The 26790-nt window shown below is 56.9% G+C and carries 18 protein-coding genes; 11 read left to right on the top strand and 7 right to left on the bottom strand.

The genetic code is table 11. The annotated features are described in order from the left end of the window. Window positions 1-6 precede the first annotated feature (6 nt). Window positions 7-606, top strand: coding sequence for an NAD(P)H:quinone oxidoreductase (gene wrbA / locus BLV48_RS11640; RefSeq protein WP_091826960.1), 600 nt, complete (start codon window positions 7-9; stop codon window positions 604-606). A gap of 53 nt (window positions 607-659) precedes the next feature. On the opposite strand, the gene BLV48_RS11635 is transcribed toward wrbA, so the two are convergent. Next, complete coding sequence (locus BLV48_RS11635) at window positions 660-1880, bottom strand: YbfB/YjiJ family MFS transporter (RefSeq protein ID WP_091826959.1); 1221 nt, start codon at window positions 1878-1880, stop codon at window positions 660-662. A gap of 161 nt (window positions 1881-2041) precedes the next feature. Here BLV48_RS11635 and BLV48_RS11630 point away from each other — a divergent pair, with 161 nt between their 5' ends. Together BLV48_RS11630 and BLV48_RS11625 are read left to right on the top strand one after the other, a co-directional pair. Further along, window positions 2042-2833: an AraC family transcriptional regulator gene (locus tag BLV48_RS11630; RefSeq protein ID WP_091826958.1), complete on the top strand. Its 792-nt coding sequence runs from the start codon at window positions 2042-2044 to the stop codon at window positions 2831-2833. Between the two features lie 393 nt (window positions 2834-3226). Next, window positions 3227-4087: a LysR substrate-binding domain-containing protein gene (locus BLV48_RS11625; protein WP_091826957.1), complete on the top strand. Its 861-nt coding sequence runs from the start codon at window positions 3227-3229 to the stop codon at window positions 4085-4087. Window position 4088: 1 nt separating this feature from the next. Here BLV48_RS11625 and BLV48_RS11620 read toward each other — a convergent pair whose 3' ends face one another. Together BLV48_RS11620 and BLV48_RS11615 are read right to left on the bottom strand one after the other, a co-directional pair. Continuing rightward, the gene (locus BLV48_RS11620; protein ID WP_091826956.1) at window positions 4089-6593 is read right to left on the bottom strand and encodes an APC family permease; all 2505 of its coding nucleotides are present in this window, start codon (window positions 6591-6593) and stop codon (window positions 4089-4091) included. A 78-nt stretch (window positions 6594-6671) separates the two neighbouring features. Next, the gene (locus BLV48_RS11615) at window positions 6672-7151 is read right to left on the bottom strand and encodes an Lrp/AsnC family transcriptional regulator (RefSeq protein WP_091826955.1); all 480 of its coding nucleotides are present in this window, start codon (window positions 7149-7151) and stop codon (window positions 6672-6674) included. Between the two features lie 186 nt (window positions 7152-7337). Here BLV48_RS11615 and leuA point away from each other — a divergent pair, with 186 nt between their 5' ends. After that, window positions 7338-9074 (top strand): 2-isopropylmalate synthase, encoded by a 1737-nt coding sequence (leuA, locus tag BLV48_RS11610; RefSeq protein ID WP_422730697.1) that lies wholly within the window; start codon window positions 7338-7340, stop codon window positions 9072-9074. A 73-nt stretch (window positions 9075-9147) separates the two neighbouring features. Here leuA and BLV48_RS11605 read toward each other — a convergent pair whose 3' ends face one another. Beyond that, complete coding sequence (locus tag BLV48_RS11605) at window positions 9148-10026, bottom strand: DMT family transporter (protein ID WP_091826954.1); 879 nt, start codon at window positions 10024-10026, stop codon at window positions 9148-9150. A 147-nt stretch (window positions 10027-10173) separates the two neighbouring features. Here BLV48_RS11605 and BLV48_RS11600 point away from each other — a divergent pair, with 147 nt between their 5' ends. The 3 genes from BLV48_RS11600 to hmpA all read left to right on the top strand — a co-directional run bounded on the left by BLV48_RS11600 (window position 10174) and on the right by hmpA (window position 15655). Beyond that, the gene (locus tag BLV48_RS11600; RefSeq protein WP_091826953.1) at window positions 10174-11364 is read left to right on the top strand and encodes an MFS transporter; all 1191 of its coding nucleotides are present in this window, start codon (window positions 10174-10176) and stop codon (window positions 11362-11364) included. Window positions 11365-11455: 91 nt separating this feature from the next. Then, on the top strand, window positions 11456-14386 hold the full coding sequence (locus BLV48_RS11595) for a transporter substrate-binding domain-containing diguanylate cyclase (RefSeq protein WP_091826952.1): 2931 nt from the start codon (window positions 11456-11458) through the stop codon (window positions 14384-14386). 84 nt (window positions 14387-14470) lie between these two features. Next, complete coding sequence (gene hmpA, locus BLV48_RS11590) at window positions 14471-15655, top strand: NO-inducible flavohemoprotein (RefSeq protein WP_091826951.1); 1185 nt, start codon at window positions 14471-14473, stop codon at window positions 15653-15655. Between the two features lie 78 nt (window positions 15656-15733). On the opposite strand, the gene BLV48_RS11585 is transcribed toward hmpA, so the two are convergent. The 3 genes from BLV48_RS11585 to BLV48_RS11575 form a co-directional block, all read right to left on the bottom strand. Next, window positions 15734-15931 (bottom strand): putative motility protein, encoded by a 198-nt coding sequence (locus tag BLV48_RS11585; RefSeq protein ID WP_091826950.1) that lies wholly within the window; start codon window positions 15929-15931, stop codon window positions 15734-15736. Between the two features lie 89 nt (window positions 15932-16020). Continuing rightward, the gene (rapA, locus tag BLV48_RS11580) at window positions 16021-18882 is read right to left on the bottom strand and encodes an RNA polymerase-associated protein RapA (RefSeq protein ID WP_091826949.1); all 2862 of its coding nucleotides are present in this window, start codon (window positions 18880-18882) and stop codon (window positions 16021-16023) included. A 78-nt stretch (window positions 18883-18960) separates the two neighbouring features. Beyond that, window positions 18961-19536 carry a uracil-DNA glycosylase family protein gene (locus BLV48_RS11575; protein ID WP_091826948.1) on the bottom strand — a complete coding sequence of 192 codons (576 nt, stop codon included), beginning with the start codon at window positions 19534-19536 and terminating at the stop codon, window positions 18961-18963. Between the two features lie 132 nt (window positions 19537-19668). Between BLV48_RS11575 and BLV48_RS11570 the strand changes: the two genes are divergently transcribed. Genes BLV48_RS11570 through BLV48_RS11555 form a run of 4 tightly spaced genes read left to right on the top strand, consistent with a single transcriptional unit; the run spans window position 19669 to window position 26781 of the window. After that, entirely contained in the window at window positions 19669-20301 is a 633-nt protein-coding gene (locus tag BLV48_RS11570) for a histidine phosphatase family protein (protein WP_091826947.1), read from the top strand. Between the two features lie 5 nt (window positions 20302-20306). Further along, window positions 20307-22460 (top strand): putative bifunctional diguanylate cyclase/phosphodiesterase, encoded by a 2154-nt coding sequence (locus BLV48_RS11565; protein ID WP_091826946.1) that lies wholly within the window; start codon window positions 20307-20309, stop codon window positions 22458-22460. Between the two features lie 53 nt (window positions 22461-22513). Then, window positions 22514-23563 carry an efflux RND transporter periplasmic adaptor subunit gene (locus tag BLV48_RS11560; RefSeq protein ID WP_091826945.1) on the top strand — a complete coding sequence of 350 codons (1050 nt, stop codon included), beginning with the start codon at window positions 22514-22516 and terminating at the stop codon, window positions 23561-23563. After that, the gene (locus BLV48_RS11555) at window positions 23560-26781 is read left to right on the top strand and encodes an efflux RND transporter permease subunit (RefSeq protein WP_091826944.1); all 3222 of its coding nucleotides are present in this window, start codon (window positions 23560-23562) and stop codon (window positions 26779-26781) included. Before BLV48_RS11560 ends, BLV48_RS11555 begins: the two co-directional genes overlap by 4 nt. Window positions 26782-26790 lie beyond the last annotated feature (9 nt).

Raw genomic sequence — 26790 nt, 5'->3', positions numbered from 1 at the left:
GCAATCATGAGCAAGATTCTTGTACTTTACTATTCATCCTACGGTCACATTGAAACCCTGGCCCGGACCATTGCAGAAGGTGCCCAGTCAGTTGAGGATACCGAGGTGGTCATCAAGCGCGTTCCCGAACTGATGCCGGAAGAGGCTGCCCGCAACGCTGGGGTTAAGCTGGATCAGGCGGCTCCCATCGCCGACCCCAAGGAACTGGACCAATATGATGCCATCATCTTCGGCACGCCGACCCGCTTCGGTAACATGGCCAGCCAGATGCGCAACTTCCTTGACCAGACCGGTGGGCTGTGGGCAAAGGGAGCGCTGGTCGGCAAGGTGGGCAGTGTTTTCACCAGTACCGGCACTGGTGGCGGCAACGAAACCACCATCCAGTCATTCCACACTACCCTGTTCCATCACGGCATGGTCGTGGTAGGGCTGCCCTATGCGCTGCCGGAGATGACTGATATCAGTTCCGTACACGGCGGTTCACCGCTGGGGGCTGCCACCATTGCTGGTGCCGACGGCTCACGCACACCTTCAGAGCAAGAGTTGACCATGGCCCACTTTCAGGGCGCACACGTTGCCCGAATCTCAGCTAAACTCAGTGCCTGAAGCTGAATCTCTGCGGGTTGCCACAGGGCGCCCGCATCGTCCCTCATAGTCCTTCATAGTCCCTCATAGTCCAAGACATCTACGGACGACTGTGCCGTATCGTCAGGCTCCATGCCTTGCTGTTGCACAAACCAGGCCCCTGTCAACAACACTGCACCGACAATAATCACCACCAGCGTGATGAGCAACCCACTCTTGTAGCTGCCTTCCGACTGCGCCAGATAACCGACTATCATGGGCGCCAGCATCTGCGCGATGCCGTAGCCGAAGGTGAGCCGTCCCATCGGCCGCGAGGGATTCTCCGGGTAGAGCCGCCCCACCATTGCCAGCGTCATACTGACAATACCGATAAAGCTGACGCCGTAGATGATCGCACTCAACATGACACCTGCCAGCCCGGTTGTCATCAGCAACAACAGCACACTGGCCGCATTGAGCAGGTAAGCCAGCAGCAATGCCAGCCAGTCTCCCTGCCTGCGCACCAGCAAATCCCACAGCCAGCACGCAGGCGCCGCCGCAATGCCGGTCACCAGCCAGATCAGCCAACCACGGCCTTCCAGCAGGGGCGAAGCTTCCGCAATGGCGACCAGAAACGTCGCCGTCACCACATAGCCCACACCGGCACAGAAATAGGCCAACTGAAGCAGCAACATGAATGGACTGATCCTTCGTGCTTCGTAAGTTGGCGCGGCTGCACTGGCGGGCAGGCAGCGGCGGTAGTCCGGGCTCCACCACCAAACCGGCAACAGCAGGATCAGGGCGGAAAACCCGTAGATCATCCATTGCTGGTCCCAGCTGAAGCGGAGTCGAATCATCTCCGCCAGCAGTGCCGTCATGACAATACCGATTCCCAGCCCCGAAAAGAAAATACCCAGTTCGGGCTTATGCCCCTGTCGCAGAAGCCAGCTCATCAACAGGCCAGCACCGATCAATACGCCAGCAGAACTGCTCAACCCTGACAGAAAACGCAGCAGATACCAGAGCCACTCCTGGCTTGTGCACCCCATCAGGCCAGTGGTCAGAACCGCGCCCAACAAGCCGGCCTTGTACAGCCATATTTTCAGGCCCGACGAGCGGATAAACGAGATCAGCAAGGCACCACTGAAGTATCCCGCATAATTAGCCGTGGCCAGCATACCGGCCAGAGCATTGTTCAGCCCGGCACCTGACATCATTTCCGGAATCATCGGGGTATAGGCAAAACGTGCTATCCCTACCGTGATGACCACAGCCATCACGCTGGCAATCAGGACCTTTACCTTCTCGGTCAGCATTCTCCACCCTCCTGTTTTCTGATGTTCATCAGATTAGAGGACAGAGACAGTCTATTCTTCATATAAAATGACAGATTACATATGAAACTCGACAAGCATGATCGATTGATGCAACCTTGAACATTCAATACAGGCATGGGCCACGAATGCAGACCTGATCGATGAATAACGCCATCACTCGACTATCACCGCCCGAGATGCACTCACTGCCACGTCAGATCTACGTTCGCCAGCAGCTGATGCCGCCTCGACACCTGTTCCCGCCACATACACATGACTGGCACCAGCTGCTCTATGCCACCTCAGGCACCCTGGTGACGAATCTGGAAGAACAGCGCCTTTTCGTGCCTTCCGGCACGGCCGTCTGGCTGCCGGCAGGGGTCGAGCACAGTACCTATACCGAGTTCGGTGCCGAGCTGAAAAGCCTCTATATCCAAACCGGGTTTAACGCACTCGACACAGCGATCCCTCTGGTACTGGAGGTCTCCCCGCTGATGCGTGAACTGATGCTGGCGGCGGCCGACTTTGAGGTGGAGTACCCGCTGCACGGTTATGAGCACAATCTGATCCAGTTGATGCTGCAAACCCTGGGACGCCTGCCACAACGCGGGCACACCCTGCCCTGGCCCGCCGATACCCGACTGGCCAAACTCTGCACTCGGCTCTATGCACGCCCTGGAAAACGACCCGGTCTGGATCAGATTGCAGCCGAAATGGCGATGTCGACCCGCACACTGGAGCGGCACTTCCGTCGTGAAACAGGACTCACTCTGCAAGGCTGGTATGCTCGTCTGCGCCTGATGAAGGCCATAGAGATGCTGGGCACGGAGATGAGCGTCACCCGGATTGCGCTGGAGCTGGGGTACAGTGCTCCAGCCCCTTTCATCCTGATGTTTCGAGAACACTTGGGCGTCAGCCCCAACCGTTACCGTACCCAAAAGCAGCCAGGTTAACGGAACTTAGCACCCCACACTGTCACACATACATCAACGAGAAGAGCTATACCGACCCGGTGGTGCTTTAACTGTTTCTGCAGGTGCTCGCCAGCGGTCAGGCGGGGCTGGCACTGTGCGGCTTACTGCTTTAAAGATGCCTGTCACCCCCAGTACACAGCTTTTAAGCAGTCGCATGCACGCAACAGCGCGAAGTCGACGGCCTCGTGGCAGGTAGAATGACATATCAATACTGCCATTGTGACAGCGGCGAACCTTGCGTGTTTGCGAATCTGTAGCGGCAACCATCATCAAACCCTCCCTGTGATCCTTGATGACAGCTTAGGCCGGCCCTTGTATTATGAATAGCGATTAATTTAGATCGTATTGATCGTTATTCATAATGGATAGATCATGCCCCAGCCTAACCTGAGTACCGAGCTGCTGCGCACATTTGTCACCGTGGTCGATGAAGATGGTTTTATCCGCGCTGCTGAACGCCTGCACAAAACCCAGTCCACCGTCAGCCAGCAGGTTCGCCGTCTGGAGCAGGAACTGGATGTGGCGCTTTTCCGTACCGAGGGGCGCAAGCGCGTGCTGACCTCAACCGGCGAGACCATGCTGGGCTATGCTCGCCAGTTGCTTGCGCTGCAGGAAGACGCATTAGCCGCCATCACCGAGCAAAGTGCAGAAGGCGAGCTGCGTATAGGAGTGTCGCTGTCGCTGACCGAAAGCATGCTGCCCTCCATTCTGGCGCGCTTCAAGCAACACAACCCGGGCATCCGCCTGAATGTGCAGACCGACTACAGCAACAGCGTCTGTCAGGACTACGACGACGAACGGTACGACCTGGCACTGATTCTGCGCAGGGACCGCAGTCAGGTTCGCGGTGAACTGTTGGGCTATGAACCTCTGATCTGGATCGGACCGGCAGGCTATCAGTGGTCCAAGAACCGTCCTCTGCCACTGGTATTGCTGAATGTGCCCTGCCTGTTCCGTGAGGCAACTTTGCAGGCACTGGATGCCACCGATATCAGCTGGCGTACCGTGTATTCAACCACCAGCTTTACCAGCCTGATGGCAGCTGTGCGGGCCGGACTGGGTGTGACTGTCAGAACTCAGGGGGCACTGGCAGAAGGGATGGAGAGCATTGGCTCACAGCTTGGCCTGCCGGAATTGCCTCCGGTCTACATCGAGCTTCGCTATCGCAGCAAAGTACCCGGCTGCGAGCAGCTGGCACAGCTGATCCGCCACGAGCGGCTACAGGCCTGGTAAATCAGGCCTTCAACATCTCTTCTGGCACCCCCGCATGTACTGCGAGTTGGTGAGCTGTCTCAACTCGGGCACGAGCCTTGAGCGCCCTGCGCCGAGCCTGTTCCAGATCGTTTTGCCGTTGCGCCCACTCAGCCTGATCCAGAGTGGCATCGACTTCAGCAGCAGCCAAATCGGCCTCCATCTGCTCCAGATCGCCGGCAGTTAATTCGGCCAGGCGACGCGCATCATTCAGGACGTCCAGAGCACGAGCCCGCTCGGCCGCTTCCCCCTCTTCCGGTTCGGCATCCAGATCAATATCCTCGGCGGCCAGTACCGCCACACTGAGCGGCAGGGGTTCAAGCGCGACATTAAGAGGCTGCCCGTAACAGTCAACCGGTTCGTTGCGCTGCAGCCTGAACGGCAGAAACACCAGAGATGCATCCAGCGAATAGCGTTCCCGTGCGCCGGGGTCGGTATGATCAATCAGCACCGCGCGGGCATCAATGCGACTCTGCTCCAGGTAGTGGCGCACATCATCCGGTGTCGCGGTTGGGTCGTCCTCATCGCTGCGGGCGATCAGAATCCGCAGGCTGGCACCTTCCCATTCGGGCGTGCGCAACATGAGATGGCCCAGTAACAGCATCAGGTGACTGGACGCATCGCCCCACCACCATATATCGATGCGGCGCTGATCCGGCGGGATCTGTTCCAGTTGAGCCCAGCGATTTTCATCACCATCAAACACCAGCAGGCTGCAGCCCTCATGGAAAGCGGTCCAGAGGTGACGGGCAAAAATATGTGTAGCCTCAGCTGATAACGTGCGAGGATCATGTTCCAGCCAGTTAAGCAGTATCAGGTTGGCTCTGAGGCTGCCGAGACCAAAGCCTTGCAGCAAGGTCCGCAGCCCCGCATCGAATGTATTCACTGTCAGCGCCAGCGGCCAGGCATCGACCCTTGCACGCTGGATATCGTCAGCCAGCACTTTTTCTACTTCATCACGCTGACGGCGCAACCGGAGTCCTTCACCCTCCAGCATTTTCACGGCAGTAACGAAACCACTGCCACCTTCCAGCCCTGCCGCCAGTTTCAACAGTGGCAAGCGGCGATGACTGCTGTCAGAAAACAGCAGAATATTCGGGCGCCAGTCACGTGGACTGTCAGGGCCATTGCGAATCGCAAGCAGATGCTGACGTATCTGCCGGGTGTGATACGAACGCCGTCCGTCCGCCCAGCGTGGCAGGGGCGCTTTCAGCTGAAGATAGCGATAGATCAGCGCCATGATACCCAATGCCACCATTCCGGCCAGCAGGTCAATTGCCAGCATGGCCACAAGACAGGCCAGCGCCCCCGCCAGACTGAGCAAGGGATGATAGAAACGAAAACGGGGACGGAACGATGGGCTCGCGGATTGTGCTTCAAACCAGGTTGCGTAGTTGATCAAGCCATAGGAGATAAGAAAGAACATCGACACCACAGGTGCAATGAGGTCAAGTTCACCCAGGCCGATGGTCATCAACGCAACCACACCCGACAGCAGTAACGCTCGGCGTGGATTGTCACTGGCACCACTGCCCTTGGAAAAAGGGTTGAGCAGCGGGAACAACCGGTCCTGCGACACCGACTGCAGAATGCGTGGCGCTCCCATGAACGAGGCCATGGCTGACGAGAGCGTTGCCGCCAGCACACCGGCCAGAATCAAGGGCGCAAACACCGCCACTTGCTGCATGGCGGCATAGTCCTGGCTCAGAATCTCTGCCGGCAACGCTCCGGCAAAGAGAAAGGCCGCCAAGAGATAGACCAGTATCGACAGTGCCACAGCACTCAAAGTGCCATTGGGAATGCTGCGCCCGGGATCACGCAGTTCACCCGACATGCTGACCCCTTGCGTAAAGCCGGTAACAGCCGGGAAGAAAATTGCGAAGAGCAGCCAGAAATCAACCTCACCTGGTACTGACCAGTTGGCCGACAGCTGTTCGGCATCAAAACGCTCTACGCCTCCTATGAAGAAGGATACCAATGCCAGAGCCAGGATCACCATAATGCCGAACTGCAACCGCGTGGCCCAGTCGGCGCCTTTCCAGGCAAAGCCGAACAGCAGCAGTGCTGCCAGTGCAGCAATCAGCTGAACACTCCAGCCCGGCGCACCCGGGATCATCCCGACCACCGCCTCGGCAAACCCGATACAGTAGAACCCCACCGAAACTGCTTGAGCCAAAAACAGTACCAGTCCGATCGCCCCGCCAAACTCCTGTCCCAGCGTGCGTGAGATCAGGTAGTAGTCGCCACCCTTCTTGACGTGCAGATTGGTAGCCACCGCCGACAGCGACAGGCTAGTCAGCACCGAGATCAGATTCGCTGCCAGCAGAATCAGCAGCATCAGCCCAAGCCCCGCTGCTCCGACTACATAGCCAAGGCGGAGGAACAGAATAATGCCGAGAATGGTGAGGATGCTGGGGGTGAAGACGCCTGCAAAGGTGCCCATGCGCCCGCCCGTCTCTGTCGCGGAACGTGACTCGGTGGTTCGCATCGTCAGACTCCTGTCGGATGGCGCCCATGTAAGACATCAGCATAACGGGACAAACGGCGACTTAACAGCATCCCGGTATCAACAGGCAACACCACGCTCAAGTACCTTGCGCAACACGAAACTGGAGTGCACCCCCGTAACCCCTTCAATACGTGTAATCTGGTGCAGCAGCAAGTCATGGTAGGCGTCCATGTCCTCCACCAGCACCCGAAGCTGATAGTCGGCATCCTGGCCGGTGATGATCAGGCACTCCAACACCTGCGGCAGTTCGGCGATCGTGCGCTCAAAGTTCTCGAACCGCTCTGGCGTGTGCCGATCCATGGAAATATGCAGGATTACGGTGAGGTTCAGCCCCAGTTTTTTGGCATCAACCAATGCCCGATAGCCACGAATCAGACCATTCTCTTCCAGCGCCCGCACCCGCCGCAGGCAGGGTGACGGCGACAGACCGATACGGTCGGCCAGCTCCTGATTACTGATGCGGCCTTCCTGCTGCAAAATTCGCAAAATGGCATGATCATAGCGATCCAGTGTCGCCCTCTCTTCATGTATCGACATAAAATTGCTCTATAAAATAAATTTGAGATTTATATTGCCAAAAATAGACCAAAATAGCGCAATTTAGCAATCGCCTGACATCATAAATCCCCTATCATGTGTCCCATATTCAGTTTCGGTCCGCGCAGGCGCCAACGGGTTCTACCCGAGCCCTGACGGCGATGACAGTCCTACCCGGAATGTCTAATGCAGCGGCCCACCCCACAACCAATGGAGAGCAAAACCATGGCAAGTGCCAACTTTAACCATCGCAAATATCAGCCGGTTGAACCCGTCACCGGCTTTACCCGTACCTGGCCCGACCGTCAGGTGACCGAAGCCCCAATCTGGGCCAGTGTCGACCTGCGCGATGGCAACCAGGCCCTGCTGGAGCCGATGAACGTGGCCCAGAAGCAACGCCTGTGGCATTTGCTGGTCAAGCTCGGCATCAAGGAGATCGAGATCGGTTTTCCGTCCGCCAGTCAACCGGATTACGACTTTACCCGCTGGTTGATCGAGGAAAACCAGATCCCTGATGACGTGCGCGTACAGGTATTGGTGCAGGCGCGTGAAGAGTTGATTGCTCGCACCTACGAGGCACTCAAGGGTGTGAAGCAGGCGGTGGTGCATGTCTACAACTCTACATCTCGCATCCAGCGTGAGCGTGTCTTCGGCATGAGCCAGGACGAGATCAAGCAGATCGCCGTGCGCGGTGCGCGCTGGGTAAAAGAGTATGCCTCTAAATACCCGGAGACGGATTGGACCTTCCAGTATTCACCGGAGAGCTTCACCAGCACAGAAGTGGATTATGCCGTTGATCTCTGTGAAGCGGTGATGGACGAATGGCAGCCAACGCCACAGAAGCGCTGCATTCTCAACCTCCCGACAACCGTCGAAGTTGGTCCGCCGAACCACTTTGCCGATCAGGTGGAGTATTTCTGCCAGCATTTGAGCCGCCGCGACAGCGCCATCATCTCGGTGCACACCCACAACGACCGTGGCGGTGCCGTGGCGTCCGCTGAGCTGGCCCTGGTGGCTGGTGCCGACCGGGTGGAAGGTACTTTGCTTGGCAACGGTGAGCGTACCGGCAACATGGATATCGTCACGCTGGCGTTGAACCTGTACAGCCAAGGTGTGGACCCGCAGCTTGATCTGTCCAACCCGGACGAGATCATTCAGGTCTGCACCGAATGCACCGGCCTGCCAATTCATCCGCGTCACCCGTGGATCGGTGAGCTGGTCTACACGGCGTTTTCCGGCAGCCACCAGGATGCGATCCGCAAGTCACTCAAGCAGCAGCAGGATGACGAGCCCTGGCAGGTCGCCTATCTGCCGATCGACCCGGCGGATCTGGGCCGTGGCTATCAGGCGGTGATTCGCGTCAACAGCCAGTCCGGCAAGGGCGGCATGACCTTCCTGCTGGAGCGCGATTTCGGCATCAGCATCCCGCGCTGGCTGCAGCTGGAGTTGGCCCCGATCGTACAGAAAAAAACCGAGGAGCAAGGCGGTGAGCTGGACAGTCAGGTGATCCATGACCTGCTTGTCCAGCACTTCGTACAGGACAAGGTACCGGTGAGTCTGGACGGCTACCGCATCGAGCGTAGTGGAGATGCCGAAACCCTGGCGGCCGACATCAGCGTCGACGGCGAACAGGTGTGTATCGAGGGCAAGGGCAAGGGTGCCATGGCGGCCTTCATCAGCGCCTGGCAGACCCGCACCGGGCTCAGTATCCATGTGGTCGACTACGCCGAGCACGCAATGGGTGAAGGTTCCGACGTTGCAGCCGCCGCCTACGTCCAGCTGAATGTGGAAGGCCAGCGCGTCTGCGGCATGGCTGTGGATGCCGATACTGTCAGCGCCTCGCTCAAGGCAGTGGTATCCGGCCTGAACAGCTGTGGTCAAGCAACTCGGATTGCCACCGCTAAGCAGACTCAGCAGGCATGATTTTCAGGGGGCATCGTCAATCGGTGCCCCCTCCCCTTGCATACTGACGAACATCTGCTCACAGCAGGATCGATCAAGCCAGCATCACGCAGAGGGCACCGACTACGATCAGCCCCAGCCCCGCCAGATCACGACCATTGAGTTTCTCCCGGAACCAGCGCGCCGAAATCATCAAGGTAAACAGCACCTCGATCTGCCCCAGCGTTTTGACCAGCGCCACGGTTTCAAGGCTCATGGCCGTAAACCAGCCCAACGAACCGATACAGCTGAACAGCGAAATTGCAAACACCAGCTTTGGCCTCTGCCACAGCGCGATCAGCGTATGCGGCTCACGCAACAGCAACCACGCCAACAGCATAAGCGTTTGCGTCGCAATCACACACAGCAGCACCCAGGCTGCGCTGTACAGAAACGGCAGTCCCAGCAACAGGCTGGCTTCACGCACCCAAAGAGTGGTCAACGCAAATGCCAGCCCACTGCCAAGCCCGGTCAGCAGCGTGCCAAATGACACCTCTCGAAGGGCACCGGGATTGGTCATTAGCCAGAATGCCAGCGCGCCGATCAGTACACCGGCCCAGGCCAGCGGTGACAGCGGCGCGGCAAAAAACAGCGCTCCCAGTACCGCTGCAATCACGGCCTCGCTTTTGGCCAGTCCGACTCCGATGGCGTAATTGCGCTTGCGAAACAGTACCACCATCAAGGCTGTAGCAATGATCTGAGCAATGGAGGCCAGTACGATCAGCAGTATGAATGATCCAGTGAACGCGGGCATGGGCGCCGTTTCCCAGCGATACAGCAGCCAGAGATAAAACCCGGCCAAGGGGCTGGCCCAGATGAAACGTGCCAGCGTAACCCCGGCGGTACTTACATCTTTGCTCAGGCGGTTCTGAAAGGCGTTGCGCCAGGCCTGCATAAACGCGGCCAGAATGGTAAAGGGTATCCAGAGCCCCATGGGGCATCACCTATATGTGACAGAAGAGACAGGGAGACGCATTCTAGTGAATGTCCCGCTACTTTGGTACCAGCTCGGTGGCAGCCTCTTTCCAGTAACCGACGGCACCGGTAAAGTAAAAGCCATAAAAATAACGGATATTACACAATGAGCGAGATACAAAGGCCTGCACGCATTTTGCCGCTGCTGGTACTGGCGCAATTTCTGGGTACCGTAAACTGGTTGGCCGGCAACGCCATCATGCCGGCGCTGCAGAAGGCCTGGGGCTTGCCCGACAGCGCGGTCTCCAGCCTGACCAACTCGGTACAGCTGGGTTTCATCAGCGGTGCATTATTGTTTGCCGTGATCGCACTGGCTGATCGCATCTCGCCGCGCATTCTGTTTTCACTTTGTGCCGGCAGCAGTGCCCTGATCGGTTACCTGCTGGGCTGTCATACCCATAGCTATGACCAGCTACTGTTGTTGCGTTTTCTCAGCGGCGTGATGCTGGCCGGAATCTATCCGGTGGGCATGAAACTGGCAGCCAGCTGGTATCCACAAGGACTGGGGCGTGCACTCGGCTATCTTGTCGGCGCACTGGTGTTGGGCAGTGCGTCACCGCACCTGCTGTCCGGTGTATTGGGCGATCACTGGCAGCTGGTTATTCTGGCTTCCGGTGCTGCTTCCGGTATCGCCGCGCTGATGATTTTGCTGGGGGTACCTGATGGCCCTGCACTGTATCGCGGCGCACCATTGCGCTGGCATGCACTGAGTCTTGCCCTGCGCCATCGTCCGCTGCGGCTTGCCGCCGGCGGCTATTTTGGCCACATGTGGGAGCTGTATGCGGTTTGGGCCTTTGCTCCAATCTGGCTACTGGCCTGGAGCCGGGAGCATGAGACCGATCTCAATATCGGCCTGCTCAGCTTTTTGGTGCTGGGTGCCGGCAGTATCGGCTGCATTATTGGCGGCAAGCTGTCTGTCCGCTTGGGCAGTGGCCCGGTCGCCCGCGGCATGCTGATGCTGTCAGGATTCTGCTGCCTGCTTTCGCCGTTGATGTTCGCAATGCCGTTCCTGCTGGTGTTTGTGTTCTGGCTGCTCTGGGGCCTGAGCGTATCCGCAGACTCACCTCAACTATCGACGCTATCCACCCAGAATGCACCGGCAGAGGTTATAGGCAGCGCCCTGACGCTGATGAACTGCATGGGCTATACACTCTCGGTACTGTCAGTGGCACTGCTCAGCCAACTGCTGGTCATGATCCCGGTACACTGGCTGCCCTGGCTGCTGCTCCCCGGACCGATTTTGGGTCTTTGGAGTCTGGCTCGACTGCGTCATTCACAGCCAGAGCCTATGCAATAATCGATCCGTTCAGTGCAAGGATGCTTGCTTCAGGTCGATTGATCATGTCAACTTGATCAATATCTGATACGAACTGACAGGGATAGAAACAGTGACGCGTACACTTTCAGCCTGCCTGGCAAGTCTGTTTCTACTGGCACTGCTTATTGCATCGACAGCACGGGCTGACAATCTGACGCTGGACCAGCATGAACAAGCGCTTATTGACAGCGGCGAGCCCATTACACTGGCCGCCATGTATGACTTTGTGCCGTTTTCCTTTATTGAGGATGGCCAACACAAGGGGTTTGTCGCTGACCTGACTAAGCTGTTGGAACAGAAAACCGGTATGCGCATCGACGTGCATACCGGCGAGTGGTCCAACAACCTGCGCATGCTGCGCGAACAGCAGATCGATGTCATTGCCGATATCTCATTCAAACCCGAGCGCACCCCCTACACCCTCTACACCACGCCCTACTTTGAAATTCCCACCGTTGTATTCACTCAAAAACACTTTGGCGAATACAAAAGCCTTGCCGACCTGTCCGGCAAGCGTGTTGGTGTACTGCAGAACATCTTTTACCTGCCTGAGCTTCGCTCCCACAACGATATTGATGTGGTCGAATTTGATGATTACGAGCGCCTTGTACGAGCGCTGGCCTTTGGCGAGGTGGATGCGGCAATCCAGAACCTGACCAGCGGCTACCACTATGCCTCACGTAACGCCTATACCAACATCAAGGTGGCGGGCGAATTCCAGTTGCGCAACGTGGGCCGCGAAGACCTCCGCTTTGGAGTCCGCGTCGACAGGCCGGAGATCCGTTCACTGCTGCAGAAAGGAATGGACGCAATCACTGACAATGAATGGGATAAGCTGATTGACCTCTGGGTTGGCAGTGAATCCCTTGGTTTTATTCGAAATGCCCGTACCGTTGCACTGACACCTGAAGAGCGCGAATTCGTCAAGCAATTGCCAGTAATCCGGGTTCATAACGAAGAAAACTTCGAACCTTACAGCTTTTACGAAGACGGCAAGCCCCGCGGGCACTCGGTTGACCTGGTTCGACTGCTGGCCGAACGGGCAGGTCTGCAGGTGGAGTTCGTCAGCGGCAAGCGCTGGGACGACTACCTTCAGATGATCCGCAGCGGCGAACTGGACGTCATGACCAATATCGTACGTTCACCCGAACGTGAGCAGTACATGCATTTTACAACCCCTTACCTGCGACTTGCGCAGGCGCTGTATCAGCACAGTGATAGTCGCCCCATCAACACCCTGGAAGAGCTGAAAGGCAAATCACTGGTATTGCCCGACGGTTTCTTTCTGTACGAACAGTTCAGCCGTGTGCCCGGAGTCAACCTGCTTGCTTCTTCAGACAGCCTTGAATCACTGATGATGGTCAGCACAGGCCAGGCAGATGCCACCATTGAGCTGATGAGTGTCGCCGATCATCTGAGTCAGAAGTATGGTGTTCCCAACCTGAAAACCCTCAGCACCCTGAACATCAAGGGTGGCGAACCGCTGTCACTGCATTTAGCTGTGCGCAAAGACCTGCCGCTGCTGCGCGATATTCTCCAGAAAGCGATGAACAGCCTGACCGAAAAAGAAAAGCGCGAACTGCAGCAAGAGTGGATTGCGCGCACCAACAACCCAACCCACTATGTTCACCTGACTGGCCAGGAGCTAGCTTGGCTCGAATCCAGAGCCGCACTGCGTATTTGCGTTCAACGCCACCGAATGCCGTATGAGCAGATCACTGAAGACGGCCGCCATGTAGGCGCCTTTGCCGACATGCTGGAAAAAATCCGCAACCATTCGGGTCTTAGTTTCCGCCTGGTGCCGGTAGACAACTATGCTACCGCCCTCAGCGCGCTGCAACAGGGGCACTGTGATCTGATCTCCAAATCACCCTTGTTGCCCGAGCAGCAAAGCCTTAGTTTCACCCAGCCTCTGTTCAACACCTCATTGGTGATCGCCACCCGGCTCGACGAGGTGTTTGTCAGCAGTGCCGAACAGCTTGAGCAGAAAACCATCGGCGTCGTCACGAATGACGACCCTCATCTCTGGTTGCAGCAATCCTACCCTGAACTTCAGTTGCATACTTATCCGGACCTGCCCACAGCGCTGAATGCCTTGAACGAAGGCGATATCTTTGCCGTGGCAGACACCTTGCCAGCCATGGCCCGCGGGCTGGGACAAAATTTCTTTGCCAATCTGAAGATCTCCGGCCAGATAGAGCCGAACTACACCGCCCGATTTGCAATGCGCGCAGAAGACGCAACTCTCAACCAGATTATGAACAAGGCCTTGATGTCGGTCACGGGCGATCAGCGTGAATCGATCGGCAACCGCTGGATGACAGCACCCACCTATGCCGAACGAACCGACTACACGCTGGTTGGCCAGATCACCCTTGCCACAGCCTTTGCACTTGTACTGATTCTGCTCTGGAACCGCAAATTGTCACGGCTCAACAACACCATCCGTGAAAACAACCTTCAGCTGCTGGATGCACATGAAGAGCTGAAGCTGAAAAACCGTATGCTGGAGCAGCTGTCAGTCACTGACCGACTGACCCGATTGAAAAACCGTCTCTATATAGAGCGGATTTTTGACCAGGAGATCGCCCGCGCAGAACAGGGCGGACAGTATGATTTTGCCGTGTTACTGATGGATATCGACCATTTCAAACGCATCAACGATCACTTCGGTCATGCCGCCGGGGATGCCACCCTGACCGATTTCGCTACGATACTCAGGGGCAACTGCCGCGAACATGATGTCATTGCCCGCTGGGGTGGTGAAGAATTCATGGTGATCTGTCCCAACACGAACGCCGAAAGTGCCGAAACACTTGCCCAGAGCTTGTGTCGTGCGATCCGTGAACACAATTTTCCCCTGATTGGCCACTGCACTACCAGTATCGGAGTCACTGTCTGGCGCCCCGGTGATCGTCAGAAAAGCATGAGTATCCGTGCTGATACGGCACTTTATGCCGCCAAGGAAAGTGGCCGGGACCGCGTCTGCCATGAATTTTAGACTGACTTAAACGCTTTGCATTAAAGATGCTTTCAAGATACTCTTTATAAAGATGTTAAATTTATACATTTATAAGGAAGCATCATGCTCAGCCAAAATACCATCGAGATCGTTAAATCCACTGCACCCGTGATTGCCGAAGCAGGTCCCGCCATGACCGCTCACTTCTATGAGCGCATGTTCAGCCATAACCCTGAGTTGAAAGACATTTTCAATCTTACGCATCAGCAGTCAGGCCGCCAGCGTGAAGCACTGTTCAATGCAGTTCACGCCTATGCCGCCAACATCGACAACCTCGAAGCGCTGCTGCCGGCCGTTGAGAAGATTGCGCAGAAACATACCAGTTTCCAGATCACGGCCGCACAGTACGATATTGTGGGGACTCACCTGCTGGCGACCATCGATGAGCTGCTCTCCCCCGGCCAGGCCGTGATTGATGCCTGGGCTGAAGCCTATGGAATTCTGGCCAGTATTTTTATAGACCGCGAAGAAGCCATCTATCAGGAAAGTGAACAACAGACCGGCGGTTGGCGTGGAAAGCGCATGTTTGAGCTGGTCGAAAAGAGCCGTGAAAGTGATGTTATCACCAGCTTCGTATTCAAGCCTGCCGATGGTGGCGCCGTGATGCCATTCAAGCCCGGCCAGTATCTGGGCATCTACCTGAAGCCTGAAGGGTTTGAGTATCAGGAAATCCGCCAGTACAGCCTGTCAGGAGCACCGGCCAATGACCGCTACCGTATCTCGGTCAAGCGTGAGCCGGAAGGCAAGGTGTCCAACTACTTGCATGATCATATGCAAACAGGTGACCGCGTGGAGCTGGTGCCGCCTGCCGGAGACTTCTACCTGCAGGCACAGGCAGACACTCCAGTGACTCTGATCTCAGCTGGTGTTGGCCTGACACCAATGCTGGCCATGCTGGAGAGCCTGACCGAGCAGAGAGCCAGTGTGAACTGGTTCCATGCGGTCGAAAACGGTAGTCATCACGCGTTTGCAGAACATGTCAGTCAGCTGTGCAAGCAGCATGAGCATTTCAACAGCCAGGTCTGGTATCGGATTCCAGACGCGGCAGACAAGGCCGAATCACGCTTTGATCATGAAGGCCTGCTGGATTTGAACGCCGTGAAAGACACGATCAGTGACCCTCGCATGCAGTTCTATTTCTGTGGTCCGCTTGGCTTCATGCAGTATATTGCCGGCCAGCTGAAAGCCTTGGGGGTGGATGACAGCCGCATTCATTATGAGTGCTTTGGCCCGCACAAGGCACTTTGAAGACGTGTATCATTACCCCCTGAAACAATCAAGGCGCCCATGGGCGCCTTGATTGCTGGATGCGAGGCAATTCAGCAATCAGACACGAATATCGATATTCTGTCCAACTGAACTGGTCGGATCGACTGTAGGCACGGGTGCTGCACTCTGTATCAATTGCAGAGCCTGCTGCCCGGTTGCCTCAATCTGGTCCTTCACCATCGAGTTGATCTTGGTGGCATGGCTCGCCTGAGTCTGCATGTTACTCATGGCGGTGCTCATTGAAGCGATATCCATGGATACCCTCCTTTACTTAAAGAATATGACACCATACTACGACATCTGTGTGTGACATAACAGCTTAGGGCCCATCCCGCTGATGAAGATTATTCACGCACAAGAATCAGCCTTATGGCATCCAGCCTTAGCTCGGCACTTTCCAGCGCGGCAGCCATCTGCTCGGTATCTGACTGCAATGCGGCAAGCTCTTCAGGACGCACCATAGGATTGACCTCTGCCAAGGCTGCCAGCCGCTGATATTCAGCACTGCGTTGCTGTTTCAGCTGTTCCAGCGCTTCGCCACGCAGCTTCACCAGCGCATTTGCTACCAGTGGGTCGGCCTGTTTCAACTGGGCACTGATCTGTTCCCGCGCCAGGCGGACCATTTTCTGACCGGTATTGCGGGTCACTGTTTCCAGCAGCTGATTCAATGGCTGATGTCCGATCATGCCTGCCAGATCACGCCCTTCCTGATCCAGCAGCAGACGCACGCTGCCACTGGGCAGATAACGTTCCAGCTGCAGCTGGCGTGGTGCCGGACAGCTCAGCTCATATACAAGTTCCAGCAGTAAAGTGCCCGCCTGCAGCGGCGGCAGTTTAAGGGTGCACACCGCGCTGTTGCCCAACTCACCACGACCGATCAGCTCCATGGTGCCGGTCAGCAGAGGATGCTCCCAGCTCATGAACTGGATATCTTCCCTTGCCAGCGCACGCTCACGACTGAACGTGAGGGTCAGTCCCTCCTCGGGCAGGCCCGGCAGCTGACACAGCATGTGATCACCAGGGTGCAACACCAGCCCGTCTGGCCCGTGCGGTTGAGTATCAACGCCAAAACGGTCAAACAGTTTTTCCGCAAACGCCTGCAGCTCACGACTGTTTTCTGCCGCAGCCACTTCATCCAGCAGCTGCTGGGCCTGCTCCGGCCGACAACTGCTTAACTCGAGCAGCCGGTCACGACCGTTCGACAGGTCGAGCTCCATTGACTCACGTTCGTGTCGGGTATCATCCAACAGCGCCTGCAATGCCTCAGCATCTTCTGGCTGCTGCAGGCACCGCAGCAGTCGAGGAGCAAAGCGGCGGTAAAGTGCATCACCCACGGCACAGACACGGCTAAAGGCGTTGAGTCCTTCGTCATACCAGCGCAGCAGCACCTCACTGGTACCACCGGTATAGACAGGCACATGGATCTGAATATCATCACACTGACCAATACGGTCCAGACGCCCGATGCGCTGCTCCAGCAGGTCAGGCGTCAGTGGCAGATCAAACAGCACCAGATGTTGGGCAAACTGGAAATTGCGGCCTTCACTGCCAATTTCAGAGCAGACCAACACCTGAGCACCCAATTCCTCTTCGGCAAAATAGGCCGCTGCACGGTCTCGATTGACCAGACTCATGCCTTCATGGAATACGGCAGAACGCACACCTTCACGCAGATTGAGGTGATCTTCCAGCGCTACAGCCGTAGCGGCATGAGCACATATCACCAATACCTTGCGGTTGCGATTCAGGCTCAGCCACTCGACCAGCCATTCAACCCGCGAGTCCACTTCGAGCCAGTCATTACCGATGATTTTTTCCGGATGCAGCCAGGCCTCGGGAGCCACCTCCTCATCAAACAGGGCCAGCTCGGGTGGCATTTCCAGTGAATGCACCTGCAACTGGCGTTGAGGAAAACCACTGACAGTATCGCGGGTGTTACGAAACAGAACCCGCCCCGTGCCCTGACGATCAATCAACTGACGGATCAGTCCATCCAGCGCCTGTGACTGCTGAGCTTCGGGCAGCTGCAACCAATCCTCTACCGCCGCGTTGCCAAGGCGCTCAGCCAGAGCCTGACGCAGGTGCACATCAGCCCGCAGGACACTGGCCCCGTCATCACCCAGCAAGGGTTCGATCAGACTGTTCAGCTGCAGGTAACGGTGTTCCTCATCAAGAAACTGCTGCAAATCAGGATAACGGGCCGGATCAAGCAGGCGCAGACGGGCAAAGTGGCCTTCAGGCCCCAGCTGCTCAGGCGTCGCCGTCAACAGCAGAACTCCTGGCGTCTTCTCTGCCAGTGCTTCGATGGAACGATAGGCATGGCTTGGCGCTTCCTGGCTCCAGCCCAGATGGTGAGCCTCGTCAACCACCAGCAAGTCCCAGCCGGCCGCCTGGGCCTGCAGCTGGCGCGCATCCGAGCGTGTCAAAAGCGACAGCGAGCAGATCACCAGCTGGCTGGACTCAAACGGGTTGGCCTGACCGCTCAGTTCAATATCAACGCAGCGCGCCTCATCCAGCAGCGTGAACATCAGGTTGAAGCGGCGCAGCATCTCTACCAACCACTGGTGTACCAGTGAGTCTGGTACTACAACCAACACACGGCTGGCGCGCCCACTGATCAGACGCTGATGGATTACAAGTCCGGCTTCAATGGTCTTGCCAAGCCCCACTTCATCCGCCAACAACGCTCTCGGCGCCAGGCGCTGACTCAGCTCACTGGCAATATAGAACTGATGCGGCAGCAGCTGTACACGAGCACCCAACAAACCGTGTGCAGCCGAAGCTCGAAGCCGATGCTGTTGCTCAAGTATTGCGACGCGCAGCTTGAACAGGCCATTGCGGTCAATCTGACCGGCAAACAGCCGCTCCTGTGGTCGGCTGAAATGAACGGCACTGTCAAGCTCCAGTTCAGGCAAAATGACTTCTTCGCCCGCCTCATCAACGCCACGGTAGATGAAGCACTGGTTATGCTCCATCCGCTCAACCACCTCCATCGCATCTCCCAGCATATTGCAGACCCGGTCTCCGGGTTCATAGGCAACACGACTGAGAGGGGCGTTATCGGCGGCATAGGTACGAGTTTCTTCTGCAGCCGGAAAACGGATCTCGACACGGCGGTTGGCATATTCGACGACGATGCCCAGACCAAGCTCTGCTTCACTGTTACTGATCCAGCGCTGTCCGGGTACAAATGGCGGTAGTGACAAAATGTGGCTCCCTTGAATTCAGGTCGGCAATTTTAGGCGCTTGGCGGATAAGACTCAAAGCCTGATCGTCAAAGTGGCTCAATCCGGCACAATTAAGGTTATCTTTTGCTGCAATTGAGGCAATAATTCCTGCTCGAACCAGGGGTTGCGCCGCAGCCACAGATTATTACGCGGGCTTGGGTGGGGTAAGGGTATGTAGTCTGGTCCGAACTCCTGCCAACGACTGACCCGCTCAGTGAGGTTCATACCCTTGCCCAAATGCCACTCCTGAGCATAGCGCCCCACCAACAGGGTCAACTCAATGTCAGGCAGTTCCGCCAGCAACTGTGCTCGCCAGGCCGGGGCGCACTCAGGTCGAGGAGGGTTGTCACCTGACTTGCCGCGCCCGGGATAGCAAAAACCCATGGGCACAATCGCCACCCTGGATGGATCGTAGAACTGGTCACGGCTCAGGCCAAGCCACTCTCGCAGGCGATCACCACTGGCATCGTTGAACGGGATACCGGTCTCATGCACCTTCACCCCAGGCGCCTGCCCGACAATCAGCAAGCGTGCCCTGCTGTCAGCCTGCACCACCGGCCTGGGACCAAGCGGCAGCTGGTCAACACAGATACGACAGGCACGCACTTGCCGCAGCAATTCAGGCAGTGACATCAGCAAAGTCCTCCACTTTGTTCTTCACTGTCCCGTTGTATCATATTGATACCAGTGTAGAAGCCATTTTAAATACATGGGTTTTGTTGTACTGTCCGATAATACAAACATGTCTGTCGAGAGGGATCTTTCATGAAACAGCAGGTTCACTGGCTGCTGGGTCTTGTACTTGTGGCACTGGCCACACTGTCACAAGCCGAACCTTTCACTCCCTCCCCCGCCACTCCGGCCCAGCTGCAGGCCATTCGTGAGGGTGGGTATGTCCTGTTTATTCGTCACGGCCCCACCGACACCAGCCAGCCTGATCAGGTACCGGTTGACCTTGACGACTGCAGCACGCAGCGCCCGCTGTCCGATGCTGGTCGCGACATCATGCGCGATGTCGCCCACCAGTTTCATCTGGCCGATATCCCCTTCAGCGAGGTGTACAGCAGCCCTATGTGCCGAGCCTGCCAGACAGCGGCCATCATCTTTGGTGATGACGGTTATCGTGTAGACCCTAACCTGATGTATGTAGCGGCACTGACCAGCAGTGAAAAACAGCCGATTATTGCACGCACACTTGAGCTTCTGAGTACACCAGTTGAGCCCGGCAGCAACCGCATTCTGGTTGCCCACGGCCCGAACATGGTTGAAGTAATGGAGTACTTCCCGGTCGAAGGCACCCTGGTCATTATTCGCCCCCATGCCGATGGCAGTGGCTTTGATTATGTTGCCAGCATCGAACCCGGCCACTGGGCCCACCTGCTGAAAACGGCGGACTGAAACTCATGCGCGCGGGCAAAACCATTCTGATGATGTTCCTGCTGCCCGCCCTGCTGGTACTGTTCTTGGGGATACTGCTGGGCTACCTCTCCCTGAACAGTCTGCGCCAGCAACAACAGGACAGCAGTGCAGCTCTGGCACTGGACCTTGCCACCATCCACCAGGAAGCTAGCTTTAATCGTGATATCGCCCACCTCCACAGCCGTGTCATCAAGGCCCTGGACGGGGCTCGCAACGGTGAACTGACGGAAGTCGAAGTGTATTACGCTCACCGGGATTTCGTGGATGAATTGGCCGAAATCAACACCCGGGTTGAAACCCTCCGACAGTCCAGCCTGCTCAAGGAGGTCAACCACAATTCGGTCACTCGGCTGGCAGAAGAGTTCGAGGCCTATCGCAACATGATGATCATGGCCACTGAGATTGCCGCCGTTGATCCTGATACCGCCAATCGCTTCTTTGCGACAGCCCAGCACAGCTACAATGACTTTTCCCAGTTTACCGGCCGAATCTCGGTACTGCTGACGGAACGTGCCCTGCAGCGAGAGCAGGAAAGCCAAACCCGTTACGACCAGACATTCCTGCGCATTCTGGTCATGAGCTTGCTGGCGGCACTGGTAATTACCCTGATCGTGATTGTGGTGGCCCGCATGATCAGCAGCCGAGTACGGGACATCGCCGACGCTCTGAGCCAGCTGGCGTACAACCAGAGTGCCAACCTGAAACTCCCCGCCATTGAGCGCCTTCAGCGCAAGTCCAAAGGCGAATTCGGTCGCATTGCGGGCGTGCTTCTGGGCTTTCGTGATGATCTGGTGAGGCGCATCCAGGCCGAAGAGGCCAATCATCGTCTTATCTTTTACGATGCACTGACTGAACTGCCCAACCGCCGCATGCTGCAGGAACAGTTGATACACTTGACCAGCAGCGAGCGGATGAAGAACTACTACGCTCTGTTATGGATCGATCTGGACCGTTTCAAGCTCCTGAACGACATCCGCGGCCACCAGGCATGTGACAACTTTCTGTTTGAGCTGGCACGGAAGATTCGCACCCTGCTGCGAGAAGGCGACCTGCTGGCGCGTGTCGGCGGTGATGAATTTGCCGTTCTGGTCGAACTGCCACAAAGCAATCGCTCGCTGGCGGCAAGGGAGGCGGAGCAGATCGCACAGGAGTTGCGCTGCGGCCTCGAGGGCGAGTACTCAATCGAGGACTTCAATCATTTCCTCAGCGTCAGCATCGGCATTGCGCTGTTTACCGAGCGCCAGTTTGAGAGTGAGGCGCTGCTTGGGCAGGCGGAGCTGGCCAAGTATCAAGCCAAGGCTGCCGGTCGCAACACCGTCAGCTTTTACGACCCACAGATTCAGGCCGAAATCAGCCAGCGTGCCGAACTTGAAACCGAGTTGCGCCAGGCGATCGACCGCAACGAACTGGAACTCTTTTACCAGCTGCAGTTCGATCATCGCAGCCAGCCAATCGGTGCAGAAGCGCTACTGCGCTGGCGTCACTCGGAAAAGGGACTGGTCTCTCCTGCACAGTTTATTCCTCTGGCAGAAGAAACCGGCCTGATTGTACCGATTGGCAACTGGGTTCTGAAAACCGCCTGCGAACAGCTTTGTCGCTGGCAAGGCAACCCGCTCACCGCTCACCTGCAACTCGCGGTTAATGTCAGCGCACGCCAGTTCCGACAGCCCGACTTTGTAGACGAGGTTGAGTCCACATTGGCACAAAGTACAGTACCGCCCGGCAAGCTCAAGATTGAACTGACCGAATCCACCGTTCTCGACTACGTTGAGGAAACCATCAGCAAGATGGCTCAGCTCCGAGAGCATGGAGTTAAGTTCTCGATGGATGACTTCGGCACGGGATACTCATCACTTCAGTACCTGAAGCGATTGCCACTGGACCAGATTAAAATCGATCAGTCTTTTGTGCGTGATATAGATACGGACAACGACGATGCCATGATCATCAAGACCATCATCGCCATGGGCCACGCCCTGTCCCTGGACGTTATCGCAGAAGGAGTCGAAACCGAGCAACAGCGCACCATCCTTGAAGCCTATGGCTGCCAGCACTATCAGGGCTATCTGTTTGCTCGCCCCCTGCCACTGACTGAATGTGAACAGCTCCTGCAAGCAGGACCGAAACCCGTCCATTGACGATCTGCCACTTTGTATTTAGATTTATCTAATATAATCAAAGGGGCTTTCTCATGTTACCTGCATCGCTGCAACGCCTGCTTACTGTTCTGCTGTTGGGCCTCGCAAGCCATGTCACCGCAGCCGAATCGATTGAGACCGTCTTAGTCGAGCGACGAGCCCTGGAGGAAAAAGTTCAGCTCGATGGTGTTATTGAAGCGGTGCAACAGAGCACGGTTTCGGCTCAAACCAGTGGTCGCGTCATCGCTCTGCCCTATGACGTGGACGATTCAGTACCCGCCGGAGCCTTGATCGTACAGCTCGAAGACAACGAGCAGCAGGCGCGGCTGCAGCAGGCCCAGGCTGCTCTCACTGAAGCCGAAGCGAGCCTTGCCGATGCGCGCCAACAGTTCAGTCGCAGCCGCTCGCTGCATGAACGACGTCTGATCGCGGACCAGGCACTGGATCAGGCTCGCAACCAGCTCAGCGCCAGCGAAGCACGTCTGGCTGGTGCTCAGGCAGCAGTTGCCGAAGCCCGCAAGCAACTGGACTATACCCGTGTTACCGCTCCCTATGGGGGTATTTTGACGGAGCGCCATGTAGAACTGGGTGAAAGCGTCAATCCTGGTCAGCCTCTTCTTAGCGGACTTTCACTGGAACAGCTGCGTGTAGCGGTAGACCTGCCACAACAATATGCCGGTATTGCCCGCGAGCAACGAATGGCCCGCGTGACCCTGCCCGATGGCGATATGCTGTCTACCGGCAAAATGACTTTCTACCCCTATGCGGACCCGACAAGCCACAGCTTCCGCCTGCGCATGACACTGGAGGAACCCGATGCACGTCTGTTTCCGGGCATGCTGGTCAAGGTCAGCCTCCCGGTTGCCACTCGTGAAGCGCTCTGGATTCCAGTCACCAGCCTGCTGCATCGCAGCGAGCTGAGGGCTGTGTTTGTGCTCGATGGCAGTGATAATCCTCGCTTGCGTCAAATACGCACCGGTGTTCGTAACGGTGGCCTGGTCGAGATTCTCGCGGGCCTGAGTGAGGGAGAGCGCTTAGTGGCCAATCCGTTGCAACTCAGCGGACAGCCTGCATTGAATATGGGCGAGGAGTATCGGCCTTGAGCACTTCACTGCCTCCTGTCGGCCCTTCGGGTGCAATTGCCCGCGTGTTTCAGAACTCGCGCCTGACACCTTTGCTGGCCCTGCTGGCCATACTGCTCGGTATTCTGGTACTGGTGTTCACTCCCAAGGAAGAAGAACCCCAGATCGACGTGACACTGGCCGATATTCTGGTCGCCCTGCCCGGAGCCAGTGCCGCAGAGGTCGAGAACCTGATTTCCACGCCCGCCGAACAGGTGATGAGCGAGATCGAAGGCGTCAAACATGTCTATTCGGTATCACGTCAGGGGCAGGCCGTGATCACTGTGCAGTTCAAGGTCGGCGTCAGCCGTCAGGAGGCACTGGTTCGACTCTATAATCAGGTGTATTCCAATCAGGACTGGCTGCCTGCCGACCTTGGCGCCAGCCCGCCTCTGGTCAAGCCCAGAAGTATCGACGACGTACCGATCATGACGCTGACCCTGTACAACCCGCAGCAGCGATACGGTGGCGAAGAGCTGACCCGCCTGGCGCACATGCTGGAGGTGGCACTGAAGCGGATACCCGGTACGCGAGATATCTACACCGTTGGCGGTGTGCCTGATCGGGTTGACGTGCACTTCGATCCTGCCCTGTTGGCCGGCTATGGCCTTGGACTGGATGATATCGCGCTTGCACTGCAGGCCGCCAACAGCAGCTCACAGCCCGTCAGAATTACCCGTGACAACCTCTCCATTCCGGTGCAGGCAGGCCTGCTGCTGGAAGATGTCGAAAGCATCCGCAGCCTGGTGATCGGCATGCATCAGGGAGCCGCCGTCTTCCTGCGTGATGTCGCCAAAATCAGCAGGGGCAGTACGGTACCCGATCGCAGCGTCATGCTGGGCTTCGGTCCGGGCAAAAGCGCGGCAAAGTCCGGCACTGTCGGGCAGGTCTATCCCGCTGTAACACTGGCCATTGCCAAGCAGCCCGGTGAAAACGCGATTAACATCACCGAAGCCATTGAAGCAAGGCTACAGCTGCTAAAAAACCGCGCACTGCCTGATGACATTGAGGTGGTGATCACACGCAACTATGGCGAGACCGCCTCGGTCAAGGCACGCAAGCTGATTACAGACCTGATCTCAGCCACTCTTTGCGTAATGTTGTTGGTGCTGGCCGCCATGGGCTGGCGCCAGGCCACTATCGTTGGTGCTGCTGTACTGGTAACCCTGCTGCTGACGTTGGTGTTTTCATGGGCCTGGGGTTTTACATTGAACCGGGTCTCTCTGTTTGCACTGATCTTTTCAATCGGGATACTGGTGGATGACGGCATCGTCATCACCGAAAACATCAACCGGCGCATACAGAACTCCCTGCATCCGGTGAAGGATATCATTCCGGTTGCTGTAGACGAGGTGGGGGCGCCGACGATAATGGCCAGTCTGACCATTATGGCGGCCCTGCTCCCCATGGCTTTTGTCAGCGGTCTGATGGGACCATACATGAGCCCTATCCCGATTAATGCATCAGCCGGCATGGTGATTTCACAGGTTGTTGCCTTTGTGGTTGCCCCCTGGCTGGCCCTGCGTCTGCTGCACCATCGCCGGGGCGCGCAGGCCAATGAAACCGGCAGCTCGGGTGATGGTGTCAACCCGACTACACTCCGGCTTTTCAGCCGACTGCTGACTCCGTTTCTAGGGGCTCATCGGGGCCGCCGGGCACTGCTGGCAATGGTGGTGATCGGCCTGACCATACTGGCCGTCGCCCTGCCGGTGTTTCAGCTGGTGATTCTGAAGATGCTGCCGTTTGACAACAAGTCGGAGCTGCAGGTCGTTGTCGATATGCCGGAAACCGCTCCTATGGAAGAAACCCAACGCCTGCTGCTGTCACTGGGGCAACACCTTGAGACGGTACCTGAAGTTGCAAACTGGCAAAGCTATGCCGGCATCTCGGCGCCGATCAACTTCAATGGGCTCGTACGCCAGTATTATCTGCGCAGCGATCCCTGGCAGGGAGATCTGCAGGTCAATTTGGTTACTGAGAGTCAGCGCGAGCGCCCATCACATAACATTGCTCAATCGCTTCGTCACCCCCTGCAGGCCATCGCCGAGCCTTTTGGCGCTTCGGTAAAAATTGTCGAGGTCCCGCCCGGCCCGCCTGTCATGTCACCTCTGGTGGCCGAGGTATACGCCGCTGATGCAACCAGACGTGCGGAGCTGTCGCTCCAGTTGATGGCGCAGATGCAGCAGATCGAGGGACTGGTCGATATCGATTCAACACTGGAAGCTCCGGCGAAACAGTGGCAGCTGGTGGTTGATCGCGCTCGCGCCGCCCGGCTGGGAGTTTCTCAGGCACAGGTAGTGCAAGCATTGCAGACAGCACTTGGCGGCAACAACCTGAGTTACCTGCATGACGAACACGCCAAATATCCGGTCCCAATTCGGGTCATTCTGCATGAAGGCGACAAAGCACAGCCGTCGGCACTGCTTTCGCTGCAACTGCGCAACCGTGAAGGTCTGTTGATACCACTGGCCAGCTTCGCACAGATTGTTGAGTCAGACTGGGACGCAGCGCGCTATCACAAGGACCTGCTGCCGGTAACCTATGTCACGGCGGACATGGCCGGTGAGATCGACTCTCCACTCTATGGCATGTTCCGCATGGTGAATGCACTGAATCAGCAGGAGGATGCGCCGGAACAGTTCTTTATTCGCCAGCCCGACCTGCCGGAGCTTGGCACACTGAAATGGGACGGCGAGTGGCAGATCACCTATGAGACGTTCAGAGACATGGGACTGGCCTACAGTGTCGGCGTGTTCATGATCTTTGTGCTGCTGGTGGCCCAGTTCCGTTCCTACCTGATGCCACTTGTCATCATGGCACCCATTCCGCTGACGCTGATTGGGATTCTGCCTGGCCACGCCCTGCTGGGTCGAGAGTTTACCGCAACCAGCATGATCGGCATGATCGCGCTGGCCGGCATCATTGTGCGCAACTCCATACTGCTGGTGGTATTTATTCGTCAGTTACAGGATGAAGGGATGGGACTGGAAGACGCCGTAGTGATGGCGGGAGCTGTCAGAATCAAGCCCATCGCACTAACAGCCATTTCAGCGATGGTGGGCGCCTGGTTCATTCTTGGCGACCCGATTTTTAACGGACTGGCGATCTCGCTGGTGTTTGGTCTTGCCATGTCGACGTTGCTGACCATCATCGTCGTGCCGCTTTTGTATTATGTGCTTGCACGCCGCCGCTGGCTATAACGCGGCGGC

The organism is Marinobacterium iners DSM 11526 (genome assembly GCF_900107855.1).
GTDB classification, from domain to species: Bacteria; Pseudomonadota; Gammaproteobacteria; order Pseudomonadales; family Balneatricaceae; genus Marinobacterium; species Marinobacterium iners.
The sequence above is the reverse complement of the archived record's forward strand: the minus strand, read 5'-3'. Positions and strand labels throughout refer to the sequence as shown.